General features: G+C 50.2%; 17 protein-coding genes. 10 read left to right on the top strand and 7 right to left on the bottom strand.

All coding sequences use genetic code 11. The annotated features are described in order from the left end of the window. Window positions 1-69: 69 nt before the first annotated feature. Genes K0504_RS00260 through tldD form a run of 8 tightly spaced genes read left to right on the top strand, consistent with a single transcriptional unit; the run spans window position 70 to window position 10,995 of the window. Window positions 70-1,113, top strand: a complete 1,044-nt coding sequence (locus tag K0504_RS00260; protein ID WP_220102142.1) for a rod shape-determining protein — start codon at window positions 70-72, stop codon at window positions 1,111-1,113. Window positions 1,114-1,133: 20 nt separating this feature from the next. Then, window positions 1,134-1,997 carry a rod shape-determining protein MreC gene (gene mreC, locus K0504_RS00265; protein ID WP_220102143.1) on the top strand — a complete coding sequence of 288 codons (864 nt, stop codon included), beginning with the start codon at window positions 1,134-1,136 and terminating at the stop codon, window positions 1,995-1,997. Then, window positions 1,994-2,467: a rod shape-determining protein MreD gene (gene mreD / locus K0504_RS00270; RefSeq protein ID WP_220102144.1), complete on the top strand. Its 474-nt coding sequence runs from the start codon at window positions 1,994-1,996 to the stop codon at window positions 2,465-2,467. Before mreC ends, mreD begins: the two co-directional genes overlap by 4 nt. 30 nt (window positions 2,468-2,497) lie before the next feature. Then, window positions 2,498-3,073: a Maf family protein gene (locus K0504_RS00275; RefSeq protein ID WP_220102145.1), complete on the top strand. Its 576-nt coding sequence runs from the start codon at window positions 2,498-2,500 to the stop codon at window positions 3,071-3,073. 3 nt (window positions 3,074-3,076) lie between these two features. Continuing rightward, window positions 3,077-4,564: a ribonuclease G gene (gene rng, locus K0504_RS00280; protein ID WP_220102146.1), complete on the top strand. Its 1,488-nt coding sequence runs from the start codon at window positions 3,077-3,079 to the stop codon at window positions 4,562-4,564. Window positions 4,565-4,566: 2 nt separating this feature from the next. Next, on the top strand, window positions 4,567-8,709 hold the full coding sequence (locus tag K0504_RS00285) for a YhdP family protein (RefSeq protein ID WP_220102147.1): 4,143 nt from the start codon (window positions 4,567-4,569) through the stop codon (window positions 8,707-8,709). Continuing rightward, window positions 8,710-9,516 (top strand): carbon-nitrogen hydrolase family protein, encoded by an 807-nt coding sequence (locus K0504_RS00290; RefSeq protein WP_220102148.1) that lies wholly within the window; start codon window positions 8,710-8,712, stop codon window positions 9,514-9,516. Between the two features lie 12 nt (window positions 9,517-9,528). Beyond that, a complete protein-coding gene (gene tldD, locus K0504_RS00295) occupies window positions 9,529-10,995 on the top strand; it encodes a metalloprotease TldD (RefSeq protein ID WP_220102149.1) in 1,467 nt (488 codons plus the stop codon). A gap of 27 nt (window positions 10,996-11,022) precedes the next feature. Here the strand turns inward: tldD and yjgA are convergent, their stop codons facing one another. Further along, window positions 11,023-11,544, bottom strand: coding sequence for a ribosome biogenesis factor YjgA (gene yjgA / locus K0504_RS00300; protein WP_220102150.1), 522 nt, complete (start codon window positions 11,542-11,544; stop codon window positions 11,023-11,025). A 110-nt stretch (window positions 11,545-11,654) separates the two neighbouring features. Between yjgA and pmbA the strand changes: the two genes are divergently transcribed. Next, window positions 11,655-12,992, top strand: coding sequence for a metalloprotease PmbA (gene pmbA, locus K0504_RS00305; protein WP_220102151.1), 1,338 nt, complete (start codon window positions 11,655-11,657; stop codon window positions 12,990-12,992). Then, window positions 12,992-13,477, top strand: a complete 486-nt coding sequence (locus K0504_RS00310) for a GNAT family N-acetyltransferase (RefSeq protein ID WP_220102152.1) — start codon at window positions 12,992-12,994, stop codon at window positions 13,475-13,477. Before pmbA ends, K0504_RS00310 begins: the two co-directional genes overlap by 1 nt. Before the next feature lie 32 nt (window positions 13,478-13,509). Here the strand turns inward: K0504_RS00310 and mgtE are convergent, their stop codons facing one another. The 6 genes from mgtE to K0504_RS00340 all read right to left on the bottom strand — a co-directional run bounded on the left by mgtE (window position 13,510) and on the right by K0504_RS00340 (window position 18,342). After that, the gene (mgtE, locus tag K0504_RS00315) at window positions 13,510-14,868 is read right to left on the bottom strand and encodes a magnesium transporter (protein WP_220102153.1); all 1,359 of its coding nucleotides are present in this window, start codon (window positions 14,866-14,868) and stop codon (window positions 13,510-13,512) included. Window positions 14,869-14,956: 88 nt separating this feature from the next. Further along, window positions 14,957-15,229 carry an HPr family phosphocarrier protein gene (locus K0504_RS00320; RefSeq protein WP_220102154.1) on the bottom strand — a complete coding sequence of 91 codons (273 nt, stop codon included), beginning with the start codon at window positions 15,227-15,229 and terminating at the stop codon, window positions 14,957-14,959. A gap of 3 nt (window positions 15,230-15,232) precedes the next feature. Beyond that, window positions 15,233-16,081, bottom strand: coding sequence for an RNase adapter RapZ (gene rapZ, locus K0504_RS00325; RefSeq protein WP_220102155.1), 849 nt, complete (start codon window positions 16,079-16,081; stop codon window positions 15,233-15,235). A gap of 26 nt (window positions 16,082-16,107) precedes the next feature. Further along, on the bottom strand, window positions 16,108-16,557 hold the full coding sequence (gene ptsN / locus K0504_RS00330) for a PTS IIA-like nitrogen regulatory protein PtsN (RefSeq protein WP_220102156.1): 450 nt from the start codon (window positions 16,555-16,557) through the stop codon (window positions 16,108-16,110). A 19-nt stretch (window positions 16,558-16,576) separates the two neighbouring features. Next, on the bottom strand, window positions 16,577-16,864 hold the full coding sequence (gene hpf, locus K0504_RS00335; RefSeq protein WP_220102157.1) for a ribosome hibernation promoting factor: 288 nt from the start codon (window positions 16,862-16,864) through the stop codon (window positions 16,577-16,579). A 29-nt stretch (window positions 16,865-16,893) separates the two neighbouring features. Further along, window positions 16,894-18,342, bottom strand: a complete 1,449-nt coding sequence (locus K0504_RS00340; RefSeq protein WP_220102158.1) for an RNA polymerase factor sigma-54 — start codon at window positions 18,340-18,342, stop codon at window positions 16,894-16,896. Window positions 18,343-18,402 lie beyond the last annotated feature (60 nt).

Consider the following 18,402-nt stretch of genomic DNA (forward strand, 5'->3'; position numbering starts at 1 on the left):
ACCCCAAGGGCATTGGTAAAGTTAGCCCGTTTAATTTGAATCATTAGCCATTCTAACTTCGGGCGCCTCATGTTTAAGAAATTTCGTGGAATTTTTTCCAATGATCTGTCTATCGATCTCGGGACAGCAAACACCCTCATTTACGTCCGAGAGCAGGGCATTGTTCTGAATGAACCTTCGGTCGTAGCCATTCGTCAGGAACGCGCGGGCGGTCCAAAGAGCGTGGCGGCTGTTGGTCATGCTGCCAAGCAAATGTTGGGCCGGACACCGGGCAACATTCGCGCTATTCGGCCAATGAAAGACGGCGTGATTGCTGACTTCTACGTTACCGAAAAAATGCTCCAGCACTTTATTAAGCAAGTGCACTCCAATAACTTTTTCCGCCCAAGCCCTCGGGTTTTGGTGTGTGTGCCATGTGGCGCTACGCAAGTTGAGAAACGAGCCATTAAAGAATCTGCTGCTGGCGCTGGTGCCCGCGAGGTTTATCTGATTGAAGAGCCAATGGCTGCTGCGATTGGTGCTGGCTTGCCAGTATCGGAAGCGACCGGCTCAATGGTGGTTGATATTGGTGGTGGTACCACCGAAGTTGCCATCATCTCGTTGAACGGCGTGGTTTACTCGTCGTCAGTGCGAATTGGCGGTGACAAGTTTGATGAAGCCATCATCAACTACGTGCGTCGTAATTACGGTAGCTTGATTGGTGAAGCCACGGCTGAACGCATCAAGCATGATATTGGCTCGGCGTACCCTGGTGAAGAAGTTCATGAAGTGGAAGTGCGTGGCCGTAACCTCGCTGAAGGTGTGCCGCGCAGCTTTAACCTAAACAGCAACGAAATTCTTGAAGCGCTACAAGAGCCGTTAACGGGCATTGTCTCGGCGGTAATGGTTGCTCTTGAGCAATCACCACCAGAACTCGCTTCTGACATTTCAGAGCGCGGTATGGTACTGACCGGCGGTGGCGCGTTGCTCAAAGAGCTTGACCGTTTGCTGATGGAAGAAACCGGCATTCCCGTGGTGATTGCTGATGATCCACTGACCTGTGTGGCTCGCGGCGGCGGAAAAGCCCTTGAGATGATTGATATGCATGGTGGCGACGTCTTTGCGTATGATTGATACCAGCGGGTAATCGCGGTATGAACTCAATTTTTGGTCGGGGGCCTTCGCTCCAATTTCGCTTAATTTTGGCCGTTATCTCGGCCATTTTGCTGGCTTATCTCGACCGAAATTTTGCCTACATTGCTCAGGTTCGTGGTTTTTTAAACACGGCGGTGAGCCCTATCTATTATGTGGCCAACTTACCGGAGCAAATGCTCACGGAAGCGGGCGACATGTTAAAAACTCGTCGTACCTTGCGTTCAGAGAATGCCCAATTGCGGCAACAAGCCCATTTGGATTCGGCGCAATTACAATTGTTCGATCAACTGCAGCGAGAAAACACTCGGCTGCGCGCATTACTTGGCTCGCAAGTGCAGCAAGATGCGCGCAAAGTCGTTACCGAAGTGATTGCGGTGGAAAGCGATCCGTACCGCTTTCGGGTGTTGATCGACAAAGGCAGTAAGGATGGCACTTATATTGGCCAACCGGTATTGGATGATAATGGTGTGGTTGGCCAGGTTGATGAAGTGGGCTACAGCACCAGCCGAGTGCTATTGATTGCCGACTTGAGTCACGCGCTTCCCATTCGGATCAGTCGTAACGACACCCGCAGTATTGCAACGGGCATTGGCAAAATCGATAGCTTGTCGTTGCAACACGTACCCCATAGTGCCGATATTCAAGTGGGGGACCTCGCCGTCACCTCCGGTTTAGGTGGCCGTTTCCCTGAAGGTTATCCCGTTGCGCGGGTCACCCATGCCGATTTTGATGAAAGCTTACCCTTTGCCGAAATTTCCCTGCAGCCTATTTCTGCGCTCGATCGATTACGGTACTTGCTGTTGATTTGGCCAAGTGAGGATCATGTTACTGATCCGGACGAGCAGCAGGAGGCGGCACAATGAAAATGCGTTTTTGGTTGGGCCTGACGCTATTTGTGGCATTGATCTCGGCTATTATGCCGGTGCCCGAGTGGATCGAAGCATTTCGTCCGGACTGGCTTTTGTTAGTGCTTGCGTACTGGGCTATTGCCTTACCGAATCGGGTGAATGTTGGCTCTGCTTGGACCTGCGGTTTGGTGCTCGATGTGCTGCAAGGCGCTGTGCTGGGGGCCAATGCATTGGCACTCAGTGTGGTGGTTTATGTACTGGCACTGCATTTTCAGAAAATTAGAAACTTTTCCGTTTGGCAACAAGCGATTATTGTCGCCTTGTTGTCTATTATGGTGAAGGTACTGGGTTACTGGATGAGCTACTTGGCATACGACATCCAGTTTGATGAGCAACAGCTTTGGGGCGCGCTGATTAATTTCCTGCTGTGGCCTTGGTTATTCTATTTAATGCGCCGTTATCGCCGTCATTTCAAAATCCGCTAGCTAGCGAGCTGCGTACATACGGACTTCATCATGAAACTTTCTTTACCGCTTGTGTTGGCTTCTCAGAGCCCGCGCCGCAGTGAGCTATTAGCGCAGTTGGTTAACGACTTTAGCGTGCGAGCAGCGCACATTGATGAAGTTCGTCAGGCGGGGGAAGCTCCGGCTGATTATGTCGCCCGCTTAGCGCGTGAAAAGGCACAAGCTATTGTGCCACTGGCGCCCGGTCAATGGGTCTTAGGATCTGATACTATTGTCACTTTGGGCCAGCAAATCTTTGAAAAGCCAGTGGATGAGCAAGATTGCATCAACATGCTAAGCCAATTGTCGGGGCAAACACATCAAGTGCTAACTGCTGTGGCGTTATGCAATGGCCAACAAATTCATCAGCAAACGGTAACTACTCAGGTTACCTTTCGTCAGCTTAGTGAAGCTGAAATTGTTGCCTATTGGCACACCGGTGAACCCGCTGACAAAGCTGGCGGCTATGGCATTCAAGGGCTAGCGGGCAGCTTTGTAGCGCACATATCGGGTAGTTACAGCGCGGTCGTTGGTTTGCCGTTATGCCAAACTCAACAATTGCTGAAAGCCGTCTCTAAGGAATCATAAATTATGTCAAACCTATCCCCCGTAGGGGTTGAGCTGCTAATTAACGTGACGCCAAGTGAAACTCGTGTGGCCTTGGTAGAAAATGGTGTGTTGCAAGAAGTACATATCGAGCGTGAAGCGAAGCGCGGCATTGTTGGCAATATTTATAAAGGCGTTGTGAGCCGAGTGTTGCCGGGTATGCAAGCGGCATTTGTTGATATCGGCTTGGGTAAAGCTGCATTTCTCCATGCATCCGATATTGTGCCTCATACGGAGTGCGTGGCTGATGTTGAGCAAGAGCACTTTCAGGCAGGCAACATTGCGGAGTTGGTGCGCGAAGGCCAGCAAATTGTGGTGCAAGTGGTGAAAGATCCACTGGGTACGAAAGGCGCCCGTTTAACAACTGACATTACGCTACCATCGCGATATCTGGTGTTTATGCCGGGCGCTTCTCATGTTGGCGTATCGCAGCGAATTGATTGCGAAGAAGAAAAAGAACGCTTAAAAGATTTTGTTGGCAAATTCATTGATGAAGCAGGCGGCTATATTGTGCGAACTGCGGCTGAGCACGCTAGCGAAGTTGAGTTGGAGCAAGATGCGGCATTTTTACGTCGGCTATGGGCCAAAATTCAAAAGCGTTGGCAGAGTGATCCTGCGTTAAGCATGATTTACGAAGATTTGCGTTTGGCATTTAGGGTGCTGCGCGATTACGTGGGCACCGGCATTGACCGTATTCGGGTTGATTCGCGCCAAACCTACGAGCAATTAGAGTCATTCCTAGATGATTTTGTGCCAACGCTCCGTGGCGCATTAGAGTACTACCCGGGCGAACGACCATTGTTCGACTTGTATGATGTTGAAACCGAAATTCAACGGGCGTTAGAACGCAAAGTAGAGCTTAAATCCGGTGGTTACCTGATCATTGACCAGACCGAAGCAATGACCACGATTGATATTAATACCGGTGGTTTTGTCGGTCACCGCAACCTCGAAGAAACCATTTTCAATACCAACCTTGAAGCAACGCAAGCCATTGCCCGTCAGCTACGGTTACGCAATTTAGGCGGCATTATCATTATCGACTTTATTGATATGGTGCAGGACGACCATAAAGATCGCGTGATGCAAAGCCTCGAAGCCGCCCTTGCCCGCGATAACGCCAAAACCAAGATCAGTGGCCTTTCAGGGTTGGGCCTGGTGGAAATGACGCGCAAACGGACGCGCGAAAGCCTCGAGCATGTGCTGTGTGACTCATGCCCAACGTGCATGGGGCGGGGCACGGTTAAGACGGTTGAGACCGTATGTTTTGAAGTTCTGCGCGAGATCTTACGTGTGAACCGCGCTTATGATGCCGATATGTTCGTGGTCTATGCTGCACCGCCGGTTGCCGATGCCTTGAGTGGCGACGAATCTCATTCTATGGCCGAGTTAGAAGTGTTTATTGGCAAGCAAGTCAAAGTTCAATCTGAAATTATGTACGGTCAGGAAAAATTTGATGTGGTGATGATGTAACCATGACGATCGGGCGCATTTGCCAATCAGCTTTTTATTACCTGTGGTTACTGCTAGCGATAATCGTGATTATCGCTGCGTTAGCCGTTAGCTCGTTGCGCCTGCTTGTCCCTCATGCTCACCACATTAAACAGCCTATCGTCGATTGGTTTCTCGACAGCTACCAAATGGAGTTGGACTACCAACAACTTGATTTGAGCTGGCAACGTTTTGGCCTTTATTTGGCGCTCACGAACGTTAACATTGAACCGTTAGAAGGTGAGCCCGATCGCATCAAAGGCATTGAAAAGCTCAGCATGCGTATCGACCCATTTGCCAGCTTGATGGCCGGCGCGGCTCGGTTTGGAGACATCCGGCTCAATGGCGTTGAACTAGATATCTCTGCGATGGAAGGTGGAACCACCGAGGAACCGCTGGAATCGCCAATGCAGCAGTTGATGCTTGAGTTGGTTACCAGCCGATTTGAAGCCTTTGAGGTCACGGATTTCACGATTCACCTCGGGGCCGATGAAGAACTACCGAGCCTTCATATCCCCTATTTAGTCTGGTCTAATCGTAATGATAAACATCAAGGCGAAGGGCGCATTCGAGTCAGTCATTCCGCCGAAGAAAGTTTGCAATTTATCGTCAAGCTTACCGGTAACGAAAAACGCCCGAAAAATATCAAGGGTCAGCTCTATCTCAACGTTAAGAACCTTGCGCCGCATCAGTTTGCCCAAGGCTATTTAGGCGAAGAGGTCACGTTAACCAACAGCCTACTGAATTTTGAAAGTTGGATTAACTTTGGATGGGACAGTGTCGATCATGCGGTCATCCAACTGCAGCAAAACAGCTTAGATTGGCAATTGGCATTAGAGCAGCACGGAGACCCTCATCAGATTCAAGTGGAGCGCGGCTACTTAGTGTTTGATGCCAGTGGTGATGAATGGCGTTTGTTCAGCAACGATCTCGACGTTCATACCAACGGTCAGCTGTGGCACGATTTAAACCTAAAAATATGGCAAAAAGAGGATGTGATTAAGTCGTCCATTGAGTATGTCGACTTGAGCTTGATTGCACCGCTATTGGAATGGATTCCGCAACGCTGGGAGCTGCCTATTCCGCAACAGCTACCGCTAAAAGGTGCGGTACAACGATTGCGCACCGAGTTTCGAGATGAAGAAAGTTGGCAGCTCACCGCCGACTTCAATGATGTTGGCTGGCCGCAGTTGGCGAACATGCCGGGGACCGAAATGGTCAACGGCGCTATTTATCTGAATCAAGATCTACTTCAACTCAACCTGACAGCCCCCGCACAGGTGATTAGTACAGGCGATTTGTTTTATCAAAACATCGAGTTGGAGTGGTTCGAGGGCTTCTTACAAGCAACTCGGCGTGATTGGGGCTGGCAATTTGAAGTGCCGAACTTGTCACTACGAGCCACTGACTTATCGGCTGAAGTTTCCGCTAAAGGACGGTTCGGCCCTGATCTACCAGCCGAGCTGTATCTCTATGGTGAGTTGGATCTGGCGAATGCTGGCCATGCCGATTACTATTTTCCGCTCAAAGCCATGGGCAAAAACTTAGCGGGCTACTTGTCCGATTCATTGTTGGCGGGGCAAGCTGAACAGGCTCAAATCTTATGGCATGGCCCGCTGACTAATTTTCCATATCAGGATGGCTCAGGTTTGTTCCAAGCTTGGATTCCACTGCGCGACAGCACCTTTAAATTCAGCCCAGACTGGCCGGCGCTAGAGCCTCTTGATCTCGATTTGCTGTTTGAAAACAGTGATCTCACCATGACGGCCAGAAAAGCTCGGCTATATGATGTTCATGTTGATGACTTGGTGGCCAAAATACCGGGCCTGAAAGGCGACTCTGTTCTGGCCATCGACGGTAAAATTACCGGTAGCGCAACCTCGGTCCGGACCGTCATGAATGATTCGATGCTGGCCGATTCGGTGGGAAATAGCCTTGAATTACTTGATTTAAAAGGCCCGGTTTGGGGGCCTTTGTCGCTAGCGATACCGCTTGATAAGCCGTCACAAGTTGAGGTGTCTGGGTTTGTTCAATTAGAGCAAGCGGAATTAACCATTCCGGGCACGCAATCTCATATCATTTCAGACGTTGATGCCCGCGTCACTTATCAACAACAGCGATTCGAAATTAATGACTTAACGGGCAATTATCACGGCTTGCCGGTGCAGGTTTCTGTGGTTGGCGATCAACAAGCGGATCACTACCTGGTTGAAGGCGCGGTTACGGCCAATTGGCAAGCTCAAGCGCTGAAAAAATTACCGGGATTTTGGGTGCCAGGATTATCTGGCTCGATGCAAACCAAAGCAACGGTTGCAACGCAAATTGATCAGCAGGGAGCGACCACCGAAATTGTTATCGACTCTGACTTAGCTTCAATGGCAATCGATTTGCCCGTACCGTTCAGCAAAGTTGCTGGTAACGCATTGAACTTGCAGGGCCGTATCGATATTTCTGCTGACAACCAGTTCGATATGGCATTCGAGCTGGCCGATTATGGTGTATTGCGCTGGCTGCAAGATTTAGCGCAAACGGGCAGCGAACCGCGGATATGGGTTGGCGTGAGTGCCGAACAACCTGCGGAGTTAGACGTGGGGTTACAAGTCGACGTCAATCGGCCTGAAGTCGATATCAACCAGTGGCTAGACGCATTTGCGGGTGGTTTGGCAACTGACGATTTAGGCACTGAAGGGGGAATAGATCATGCGGTTGTTGCAGATCGACCCGTCACTGATTTAATCGATACCGACGTAACCGAAGATGCTGCAGAGAAATCGCAATACGCTGACATAGGAAGCTTACCGTTTGATCGAGGCACATGGCAGTTTGACCGTATCAGCGCCGGTAACTGGTACCTAGACAAGGCTAAAGTCACGCTCACTAAAACGCCGTTAGGCTGGCAAGCCGAAGCTCAAGGCGAGGGAATAGAGGGCGTTGCTCGATATGACGTGCTTGATAGACCATTGCTCGATATCAAGCTGGAGCACCTAGTGGTACAGCAAGTCGTTGCTGATGAGCAAGCGCCAACAGCGGCCTCCGAGCCGCGCCCTGACGTTGTGCCAGCCACTGCTGAACAATTGGCCGCTATTCCCAATCTCGATGTGGCTTGTAGCAGTTGCCAGGTGGCCGGTTTTGATCTCGGCAGCGTGCGACTCGCGAGCTATGTCCTGCCTGAACAAGGTGTTTGGCGTGTTGAAGAAGCTTGGCTGCGAAATCCGCATGGTGCCATCGAGCTAGAAAGTTTCGAGTGGTTGGTTGAAGAGGGGCTGTCGCGTACCGAATTCGTTGGCAAATTGGAAACCGAAGATTTCGGCAAATACGTTGAAAGCTTTAAGGGCAGCAGCGAAAGCCCAATTAAAGACAGCACCGGTAAGGGCACGTTGAAATTTAGTTGGCCTGGCGCACCTTACCAGTTGGACGTGCGAACCTTAGAGGGCCACTTTGAGTGGGAATTGGGCGCCGGTCATGTGGCAGAGTTAAGTGATAAAGGCGCACGGGTTTTCACGCTATTAAGCATTGATTCGTTGGTGCGCAAAATGCGTTTAGATTTTTCTGACGTGTTTGATAAAGGGCTGCACTACAACAGCTTTGAAGGCGATTTTGTGGTTGAAGATGGCTATGTCAATTCCGAACAACTGGTCATGGATGGGGTGGCTGGCGATATGTTTATCAATGGCCGAACCAACCTGATGACCCGAGAGCTCGATTATGATGTTGTGTTTAACCCCAACCTTACCGGCAGTTTACCGCTCTTGTCCGCGCTGACCTTTAACCCCATCACAGGGGTTTATGTGCTTGCATTGTCCGCGGTGATTAAGCCTGCAATGGAAGTTGTCACCCAAGTTCGTTTCAAAGTGTCTGGCACCACCGCTGAGCCCATTGTTGAAGAAGTTAGCCGCAGCCGCAAAGAGCTAGAATTACAGCAGCCGCCGGCAGAACCGGAGCCTGCAGATGAGGTTGTTGACAGTGAGGCTCCTGCGAAAGAAGCTGAAGCTGAGTCAACAAGCCCAGCTGTTTCTTCCTCGGCGAGCCAACCTGCCGTTATTGAACAAACCGAACCGTTAATGCCGGAGCTACCGCCTGAGCAACCGATCACCGTTGGCGGCGACGCAAATAACGACGGGGGTTAAATGCTCACTATTGCCGCCATCCAAATGTGCTCGTGTCCTGATCCTAGCCAAAATATCGAGTGGCTGACCAAGCAACTTGACCAACTTCCATCTGAGCGGCCGTTACTGGTGGTATTACCCGAATGTTTTGCTGCATTTGGTAGTGAACAAGGTCGGCCTTATCGCGAAGATGACGGTGACGGCTTGGTGCAAAACTGGCTGGCAACGATGGCGCAACAACATCAAATTTGGTTATTGGCCGGATCGTTAGGTTTGTCAGTGGCAGCAAGCGACAAAATCACTGCATCTAGCTTACTGTATGGGCCTAGCGGCCAGCGTCAGGCGCGTTATGACAAGCGCCATTTGTTTGATGTGGATGTTGCTGACAATATTGGCAGCTATCGCGAATCGGATTATACCCATGCTGGTGATGCCATTGTGGTGACCGACGTGGCAGGTTATAAGCTAGGATTGTCGATTTGCTATGATTTGCGGTTTCCTGAACACTTTCGGGCTATGGCTGATTTAGGCGTCGATCTTATCGCTGTGCCTGCGGCATTTACTGCCGTAACCGGTAAAGCCCATTGGCAACCGTTACTGCAAGCTCGCGCCATTGAAAATCAGTGTTATTTGGTTGCCGCTGGTCAATCTGGCCAACACCTAAACGGCCGAGCAACGCACGGCCATTCCATGATCATTGACCCTTGGGGCGTGATTACTAGCGATGGCGGCCAACAACTTGGTATCATCGTTGATTCAATTTCAAAGCAACGTCTGAACGACGTGCAACAAGCGATTCCGGCTTTACGCCATCGCCGCAAATTTTAAGGAAGTATTGGCATGTCCACGGGCTCTCCAATTATCTCGCAGGTCAGCGATCAAATGCTGACACCGGCTGATTTACAAATTACTGATTTGCAGCAATGCCTTGAGAGCATGTACAGCCATCAGCTCGATTATGCCGATATATTCCTACAAGGTTCCCATCACGAATCCTGGGTATTGGAAGACGGTATTATTAAAGAGGGCAGCTTTAACATTGAGCAAGGTCTTGGTGTGCGGGCCATTACCGGCGAAAAAACCGGCTTTGCCTATTCCGATGAGTTAACTGCCGATGCCTTAACCATGGCAGCAAATACCGCCAAAGGTATTGCAGAGCAAGGCCAACAAGGTCAGTTGCAAGTTGCCTCCGGCAAGCCTCAGGCAACTATTTATCAGCCGGTAAATCCACTTAGCGCACTAGCTGAAGCCGATAAAATCGCGATGTTGCGGGAAGTAGACGAGCTTGCTCGCTCGCTCGATGATCGTGTATCACAAGTGATCGTCAGCATTAGCGGCGTGTTCGAGCAGATGATGGTGATGGGATCGGACGGCACCTTAGCCGCCGATGTTCGGCCACTGGTGCGAATGAATTGTACGGTGTTGCTGCAAGATGGCGATAAGCGTGAACGCGGATCTGCCGGTGGCGGTGGCCGGACTGGGTATGACTTTTTTCATGAATTTGATCGTCATGGTCGCAAGCGCGCCCATGGTTATGCTCACGAAGCGGTGCGTCAGGCCAACGTTAATTTGACAGCGATAGAAGCACCCGCCGGTACCATGCCCGTTGTATTGGGTGCTGGCTGGCCAGGTGTGTTATTGCACGAAGCAGTTGGCCATGGTTTGGAAGGTGACTTTAACCGCAAAGGCTCATCTGCCTTTACTGGGCAGATTGGACAACAAGTGACCTCGCCATTATGTACCGTGGTTGATGATGGCACGCTGGAAGGGCGTCGTGGCTCTGTCAGCGTTGATGATGAAGGTACGCCAGGTCAATATAATGTGCTGATTGAAAATGGCGTACTGCGTGGGTATATGCAAGATAAGCTCAATGCGCGTTTGATGGGCGCTAAGCTGACCGGTAATGGCCGTCGCGAATCCTACGCTCATTTACCCATGCCACGGATGACCAATACCTACATGCTCGGTGGCGAAAGCGATCCGGCAGACATTATCAAGTCAGTGAAAAAAGGGCTTTTTGCGCCTAATTTTGCCGGTGGTCAGGTGGATATCACGTCAGGTAAATTTGTGTTCTCGACCTCTGAGGCATATTTGATTGAAAATGGTGAGCTAACAACACCAGTGAAAGGCGCCACGCTAATTGGTTCTGGGCCTGCGGCGATGAAACATATCTCGATGGTGGGGAATGATTTGCAGCTAGATGACGGCGTTGGTGTTTGTGGTAAAGATGGCCAAAGCTTGCCTGTTGGTATTGGTCAGCCCACCTTGAAAGTAGATGAACTGACCGTTGGTGGCACCAGCAGTTAACCGGAACAACCTTGAGAGCGGCTGATATTATTCGGCCGCTTCAGAAATCTCTCTCAGATACTTAAACAATTCACGCGCCGATTTAGGCGGCTTGCTTTGCTTTTGCTCACGCTGAGCACTTCGACTCAATTGCCTTAAACGCTGACGATCGGCTTGTGGATATTCGTCAATGACGGCTTGAATCGCGCTATCGCCCTCTGCGATGATGGCATCACGCGTCGTTTCGAGCTGATGAAATTCCTGATTTGCCTGCTGCTTTTGAGCTTCAACTTTCGCTAAGCCTTTGATGATCTCATCGCAATCGCGCTGGCGCATGAGTTTACCGATGTACTGGAGTTGCCGACGATAGCCTTCGCGTTTATTGCGGATGCGTTTAGCCAGCTCGATTGCCTCAAGCAAGGTGTCGTCAATCGGCAGTTGTGCGAGGACTTGCTCACTAATCGTAGTGAGCTCTCGCCCTAACTTTTGAATCGCATCGCTTTCTTGTTTTCGCTGGGTTTTAGAGACCCAATCCAACTCATCTTCTGGCTGTGTTTTTTGCTCAGACATGGCCTTTCACTATTGATGGTTTCATGATCCCTCGCAAGACTCGCACCGCGAGGGTAAATTGCAGTATCATGCTGCTTTGCTGATTTTAACAGAAACTGGACCAAAGCTTCATGTCCCAACCGATTGCCGAAGAGCAAGCCCAATTACAACAAGTTATTGAAGATACGCTGAGCTACGCCAAATCTAAAGGTGCGTCTCAGGCTGAAGTTGCCATGAGCCGACAAACAGGCGTGTGTGTCAGCACTCGGATGCAAGAAGTCGAAACTCTCGAGTTCAACCGCGACGGCGCTTTAGGTATCTCAGTTTACTTTGGTCACAAAAAAGGTAATGCATCGACTTCTGATTTACGTCCTGAAGCAGTACGTAGTGCTGTTGATGCCGCGTGTAATATTGCCCGCTTTACCTCAGAAGATCCATTTAGTGGCCCTGCTGAAGCGTCGCAAATGCCAGATTCTGTGCCGGATTTGGAACTTTACCACCCAGGTTCGTTGTCGCCCGACCACGCGATTGAGCTAGCGAAGCGCTGCGAACAAGCAGCATTTGATGCCGACCCGCGTATTACCAACTCCGATGGAGCCAACTTTGCTAGCCACCAGTCTGTGCGGGTGTACGGTAATAGTCACGGTTTTGTTGCTGGTTACCCAAGTTCTCGTCATAGTTTGAGCTGTGTTCTCATTGGCACTGAAGGCGATGACATGCAGCGCGATTACAGCTATTCGGTGAGTCGTCAGGCGGAGCGTCTGTGGTTGCCGGAACGCGTCGGCAAGCATGCCGCTGAGCGCACCGTTAGCCGACTTAATGCGAGCAAACTCGATACCTGTAAAGTGCCCGTATTATTTGCTTCCGATTTAGCTTCTGGACTGTTTGCCCATTTGGTTAATGCTATTTCTGGCAGCAGTCTGTACCGCAATGCCTCGTTTTTGAAAGATAAGCTGGGTCATAAAATCATGCCCGAGCATGTCTCTATTGTGGAGCGGCCTCGTATTCCATGTGCTTTGGCCAGTGCCCCATTCGACTCTGAAGGTGTGGCCACAGAAGATCGCATGATCATTGAGCAGGGAACGTTAGAAACCTACCTGCTGACGGCCTACTCGGCACGTAAATTGGGGATGACCAACACTGGCCATGCGGGCGGTATTTATAACTGGCTAGTGCGCCATAGTGGTCGTACGTTCGAGCAACTGTTAGCCGAAATGGGCACCGGTCTTTATGTCACTGAGTTGATGGGCCAAGGTGTGAATACCGTGACGGGCGATTACTCGCGCGGAGCCAGCGGTTTTTGGGTTGAAAATGGCCAACTGGCATACCCGGTTCATGAAATCACCATTGCCAGCAATCTGAACGACATGTTTACCAATATTGTTCGGGTGGGTGCAGATTTAGATCGACGCGGCCAAATTCAAACCGGCTCCGTACTCATCGCTGAAATGCAGGTGGCTGGTCACTAATGGCTGTGGAATTAATTCAGGCCGATTATCGCAATCCACAACACGGCGCCGACTTACTCACTGTGCTTAGACACTATGCCACGGATGTGATGGGCGGCGGTGACGACTTATCGGATGACGTGCAGCGTAACTTACTGGCGGCTTTGGCCAAACAGTCGGGTGCTTTTTCCGTATTGGCTTATGTTGATGGGAAACCTGCCGGGCTTGCCAATTGCTTTGAAGGGTTTTCAACCTTCGCTTGTATGCCGCTGATCAACATCCATGATTTTGCGGTCATGAGCGAATTTCGGGGGATGCAGCTTAGCCAGCAGCTGTTGCAAGAAGTTGAGCAAATTGCCCGAAATAAAGGCTGCTGCAAGGTGACCTTAGAAGTGCTAGAGGGCAACACTGTGGCGCAGAATGCCTATCTTAAATACGGTTTTGAAGGGTATGACTTGCCTGGAGGCCAAGGGCAAGCATTATTCTGGCAGAAAAAACTAGGGTAATTAGATTGCGATAAATTCAGCTGAGCGGTAGGTTAGCTCAGCATGATTGTTGCGGTGCCTAGGAACGACAGCAAGCCGATCACATCGGTAAAAGTTGTCACCATCATACTGCCGGCTAGTGCCGGATCGATCTTAAACTTCTTCAATGTTAACGGTACTAATACGCCAGCTAACGCGCCCATCAACATATTTACGAACATCGCAACGGCAATGACCACGCCAATATGCCAATCGCCTTTCCAGATCGTCACGACGGTGGCCAAAATAGTGGCCCAAATGACACCATTAAATACCCCAACCAACGCCTCTTTACCCAATAACCATCGGGCATTTGAGTCTCCAACGTGGCCTAACGCAATACCCCGAATCACCAGTGTGAGCGTCTGATTACCCGCGACACCGCCCATGCTTGGCACAATGGTCATCAAAATGGCGATGGTTGCGAGTTGCGACAGAATGTCTTCAAACATATTGGAGACGGATGCGGCGAGTAACGCGGCGCCAACATTCAGCCCTAACCAAATCGAGCGGCGCTGAGTACTTCGAACGGCAGGAGCGAAGGTATCTTCTTCATCATCAAGACCGGCCATGCTCATCATCGAGTGCTCGGCGTCTTCACGAATAATATCAACCACATCATCTACGGTAATACGGCCAAGAAGGCAGCCGCGGCCATCAACAACTGGTGCTGAAATTAACTCGTACCGTTCAAAATGTTGTGCCACTTCAGAGTCGTGCTGCTCGGCTTGCAGTGGTGCCGCTTCGGATTCCATGATTTCGCGGATTAAAGTGTCTTGCTGACTACTCACCAGACTTGCTAGCGAGACTTCGCCCAGCAGCTTATCGAGGCCGTCCACTACGTAAAGCTTATCGGTGCTTTCCGGCAACTCGCCTCGTAAACGCAGGTAACGTAGAACCACATCAACGGAAACATCGGGGCGCAGTGTGATGACGTCGGTGTTCATCATAGCGCCAGCACTTTCTTCTTCGTAAGAGAGCGCTTGTTCGACGCGATGTTTGTCTTGCTCGCTCATGGAGTTCAAGACTTGCTGACACACCGACTCGGGCAAACTACCTAAAACATATGCGAGATCATCACTGTCCATGCCTTCAATGGCGGCAGCGACATGCTCGGGATCCATTTCTTGAATAATGGAATCTTTAATGTCTTCGGAAAGTTCTTCGAGAATGTCACCGTGCTGATCGGGATCGATCAATTGCCACAGTACCGGACGGGCCGATGGTGTGGACGATTCTAAGAGCAGTGCAACATCAAATGCGGGAAGCGAGTGCAGCATTTGTCGAACGTGCACGTACATGCCGCTCGTCAAGGCGTCATTCACCGCACGTAAGCGGTTGTGGGTTTGGTGTTGCTCGAGTGTTTCCGGCATGCCCACGACTCCTATGTACGGTTAATGATTGCGGTGTATTCTATCGGAATAAATTGGATATTCCACTGACAGGTAACAGATTTTAGTCTTATTCCCCTTCATCGAAGAAGTTGTTGATTAAGGCTTCGACCGCGTCGAGTGCCCGTTCAGCATCAGGTCCGTCGGCAGATACTTCGATATGCTGGCCTTGGCAGGTTTCGAGCAGTAATAGCCCCATAACACTGCCGGCTGAAGCTTGTTTCTCGCCATGCCGAATCATCACATTAGCATCGTAATCTTGCGCCAATGTTGCCAGTTTAGTCGCTGCTCGTGCATGCAGGCCTAATTTGTTTTTAATTAACAATGAGCGAACCGAATTCATAGGTTAGTGACTGTCCTCTAAATTACGGTGGCGCAGCTGAACTTCCCGCTCGCCACGAAATAGTTCGGCTAGGGTATTGGCAATAAAGACTGAGCGGTGACAGCCGCCGGTGCAGCCAATCGCGACGGTGACATAACTGCGATCGTTTTCCTGCAATTGCGGTAGCCACTTACTTAACATGACTTGAAGCTGCTCGATAAACGCTGAAACCGTTGGTTGGCTATTGAAAAAGTCTATCACTGGCTGATCGTTGCCGGTGTAACCGCGCAACTCGGGGTGCCAGTAAGGGTTTGGCAAAAACCGAACATCGAATACGAAATCAGCGTCGTTGGGGATGCCATGCTTGAAGCCGAATGACTCGAAGATCAACACCATGGATGAACTTGGGCTACCAGAAACACGCTCCCGAAGGGTCGCGCTAAATTGGTAGATGGTCATCGCGCCGGTATCTAAAAACAAGTCAGCTTGTTCACGCACTGGCGCTAACATGGCCGACTCGGCGTCGACAGCTTCGGCCAACGTGGCATGAGCTTGTGTCAGTGGGTGGCGGCGACGAGTTTCAGAATAACGACGCAATAGAACGGCGTCATCGGCATCAAGAAAAATAATACGGGTTGGGACGATGGTTTTAATCAGTGTTAGCAATTGTGCAACTTGCTCAGGATCATCGGGCAGGTTGCGCATGTCTAAACTGACGGCAATTTGCTGATGTTGATTTTGTTGGCGGGTTAGCCAAGAGGTGAGTAAATCGACGGGCAAGTTGTCGACACAGTAGTAACCTAGATCTTCCAGAACGCGCAGTGCAACTGACTTTCCTGAGCCAGAGCGACCGCTTACGACAGTCAGTTTCATCCTGTGAACTACACCAGCTAGCAAGCTTATGCGTTGATAATAACCTGATAAAGGTCTTCAGAACTAGTGGCAGTTCGTAGCTCTTTGATAGTTTCTTTGTTGGATAATTTTTCAGCAACCATCGCTAGGGTTTTTAAATGCAAGTTACATTCTTGTTCTGGAACCAGCATGCCGAACAAAATATCAATTGGGCGCTTGTCGATGGCGTCAAACTCAATCGGCTTTTCAAGTTGTAGTAACACAGCAATCGCTTTGCAATCTGACGGCAGGCGGCCATGGGGAATGGCTATTCCACCACCAATACCAGTAGAGCCAAGTTTTTCGCGGCTGACCAGTCGCTCAAGAATGTCGGTTTCTGACAACTCTGCCAAATGCGGAGCAGCAACCTGACTAAAAATCTCGAGGGCGCGTTTTTTGCTGTTGCAGCGGACTGCACTTAAAGTGCAGTCCGCGCTGAGAATACTACTAATGTTCATTGGTTAGCTTATTGGTTGGCTAGTGCTTTTGAAGTTTTTCTTTGTGCTTGATGACTTGTCGATCGAGTTTGTCAGTCAAAGCATCAATGGCGGCGTACATATTGTCACTTTCGGCGGTCGCAAATAATTCACCACCAGAAACGTGCAGGGTTGCTTCGGCTTTATGGCGAAGCTTCTCCACATTGAGTACCACATGTGCGTTGGTAATGTTATCGAAGCGTCTTTCGATTTTGCCTAACTTTTCAGTCACATAATCACGAAGGGCAGATGTTATTTCAACATGATGACCGGTTAAATTAAATTGCATAGGCATAGTTCCTTCATCAGAGCACTGTTTTATAACAGGCTTTTGCGTTGATTGGATGGGGGAATGTTGAGCGCTTCACGATATTTTGCAATCGTTCGGCGAGCGACGTTAATCCCCTGATCCGATAACAGCTCGGCCATTTTGCTATCGCTTAACGGCTTCGCTGGATTCTCTGCAGCAACCAGCTTTTTAATGAGCGCGCGAATTGCGGTGGACGAACACTCGCCGCCGCCTTCTGTGCTCACATGGCTGGAGAAAAAGTACTTCAATTCGAAAATGCCACGCGGGGTATGCATGTATTTTTGCGTGGTAACCCTAGAAATTGTTGATTCGTGCATACCAACTTCTTCAGCAACATCGTTCAGTACCATGGGCTTCATGGCTTCATCACCGAGTTCGAAGAAGTCGTATTGGCGTCGCAGGATGCAGTTGGAAACTTTCAGCAAGGTGTCATTGCGGCTCTCAAGGCTTTTAATAAACCACTTGGCTTCTTGCATGTGAGAGCGAATGAACTGGCTGTCCGAGGAGTTTCTAGCATTGCGTGACATCGCCGCATAATGCTGGTTAACACGGATCTTAGGAACTGAATCAGGGTTTAATTCAACCTGCCAAACACCATTCTTTTTATGTACCGAGACGTCGGGGATGACGTATTGATCATCGTCTTGAACGATGGCACTACCAGGGCGTGGGTTAAGGCTCTGGATCAGACGCATCACTTCGCGGAGTTGATCTTCTTTTAGTCGAGCGCGACGCATTAGCGTGCGGTAATCACGATTGGCCAGTAGATCCATGTGATTGGCCACCACGGCTAAAGTTTCTTTGAGCCACGGCGTATCTTGATCAAATTGCTTTAATTGCACCGTTAAGCATTCGGCAATACTGCGCGAACCCGCGCCAATGGGATCAAATAGCTGAATGCGTTTGAGTACTGCTTCGACTTCATCGAGCTCTACGTCTTCATTACCTTGGCTTTCGAGTACATCTTCGGCACTCACTGTGAGGTAACCAGCATCGTCGATGCCATCAATAATGGTCATGGCGATGGCACGATCGATATCGCTCATGGGCGTTAAATCGAGCTGCCAGCGTAAGTGATCTTGCAATGATTCGGTGGTTTCGCCCTGGAAGCTGGTGTCATCATCGTCACGAGCCACGGCAGAAGATACCGGGGCAGCAGATACGACTTCATCCCACGTGGTGTCGATGGGCATGTCTTCAGCAATCGAATCTTGTTGCAGCGCCTCGGATGTGTCGACGGTGCTGCTGTCTGCTTCGACAGTTGTTTCTGCGGCGTCAGCGGCTTCGTTTGAAGAGGCCTCTTCCTCGGCTTGTTCCAGCAATGGATTGGCATCGAGTGCCTCTTGAATTTCTTGCTGTAAATCAAGCGTGGAGAGTTGCAGTAAGCGAATTGCTTGCTGCAACTGAGGCGTCATGGTGAGCTGCTGGCCAAATTTAAGCTGAAGCGATGGCTTCATCTAATCTCCGACTGTGTTGCTGTTAGGGCTGGGCAATTTATGCTCAGCCTGATTCTTGCA

Source organism: Neiella holothuriorum, assembly GCF_019457915.1.
GTDB classification, from domain to species: Bacteria; Pseudomonadota; Gammaproteobacteria; order Enterobacterales; family Neiellaceae; genus Neiella; species Neiella holothuriorum.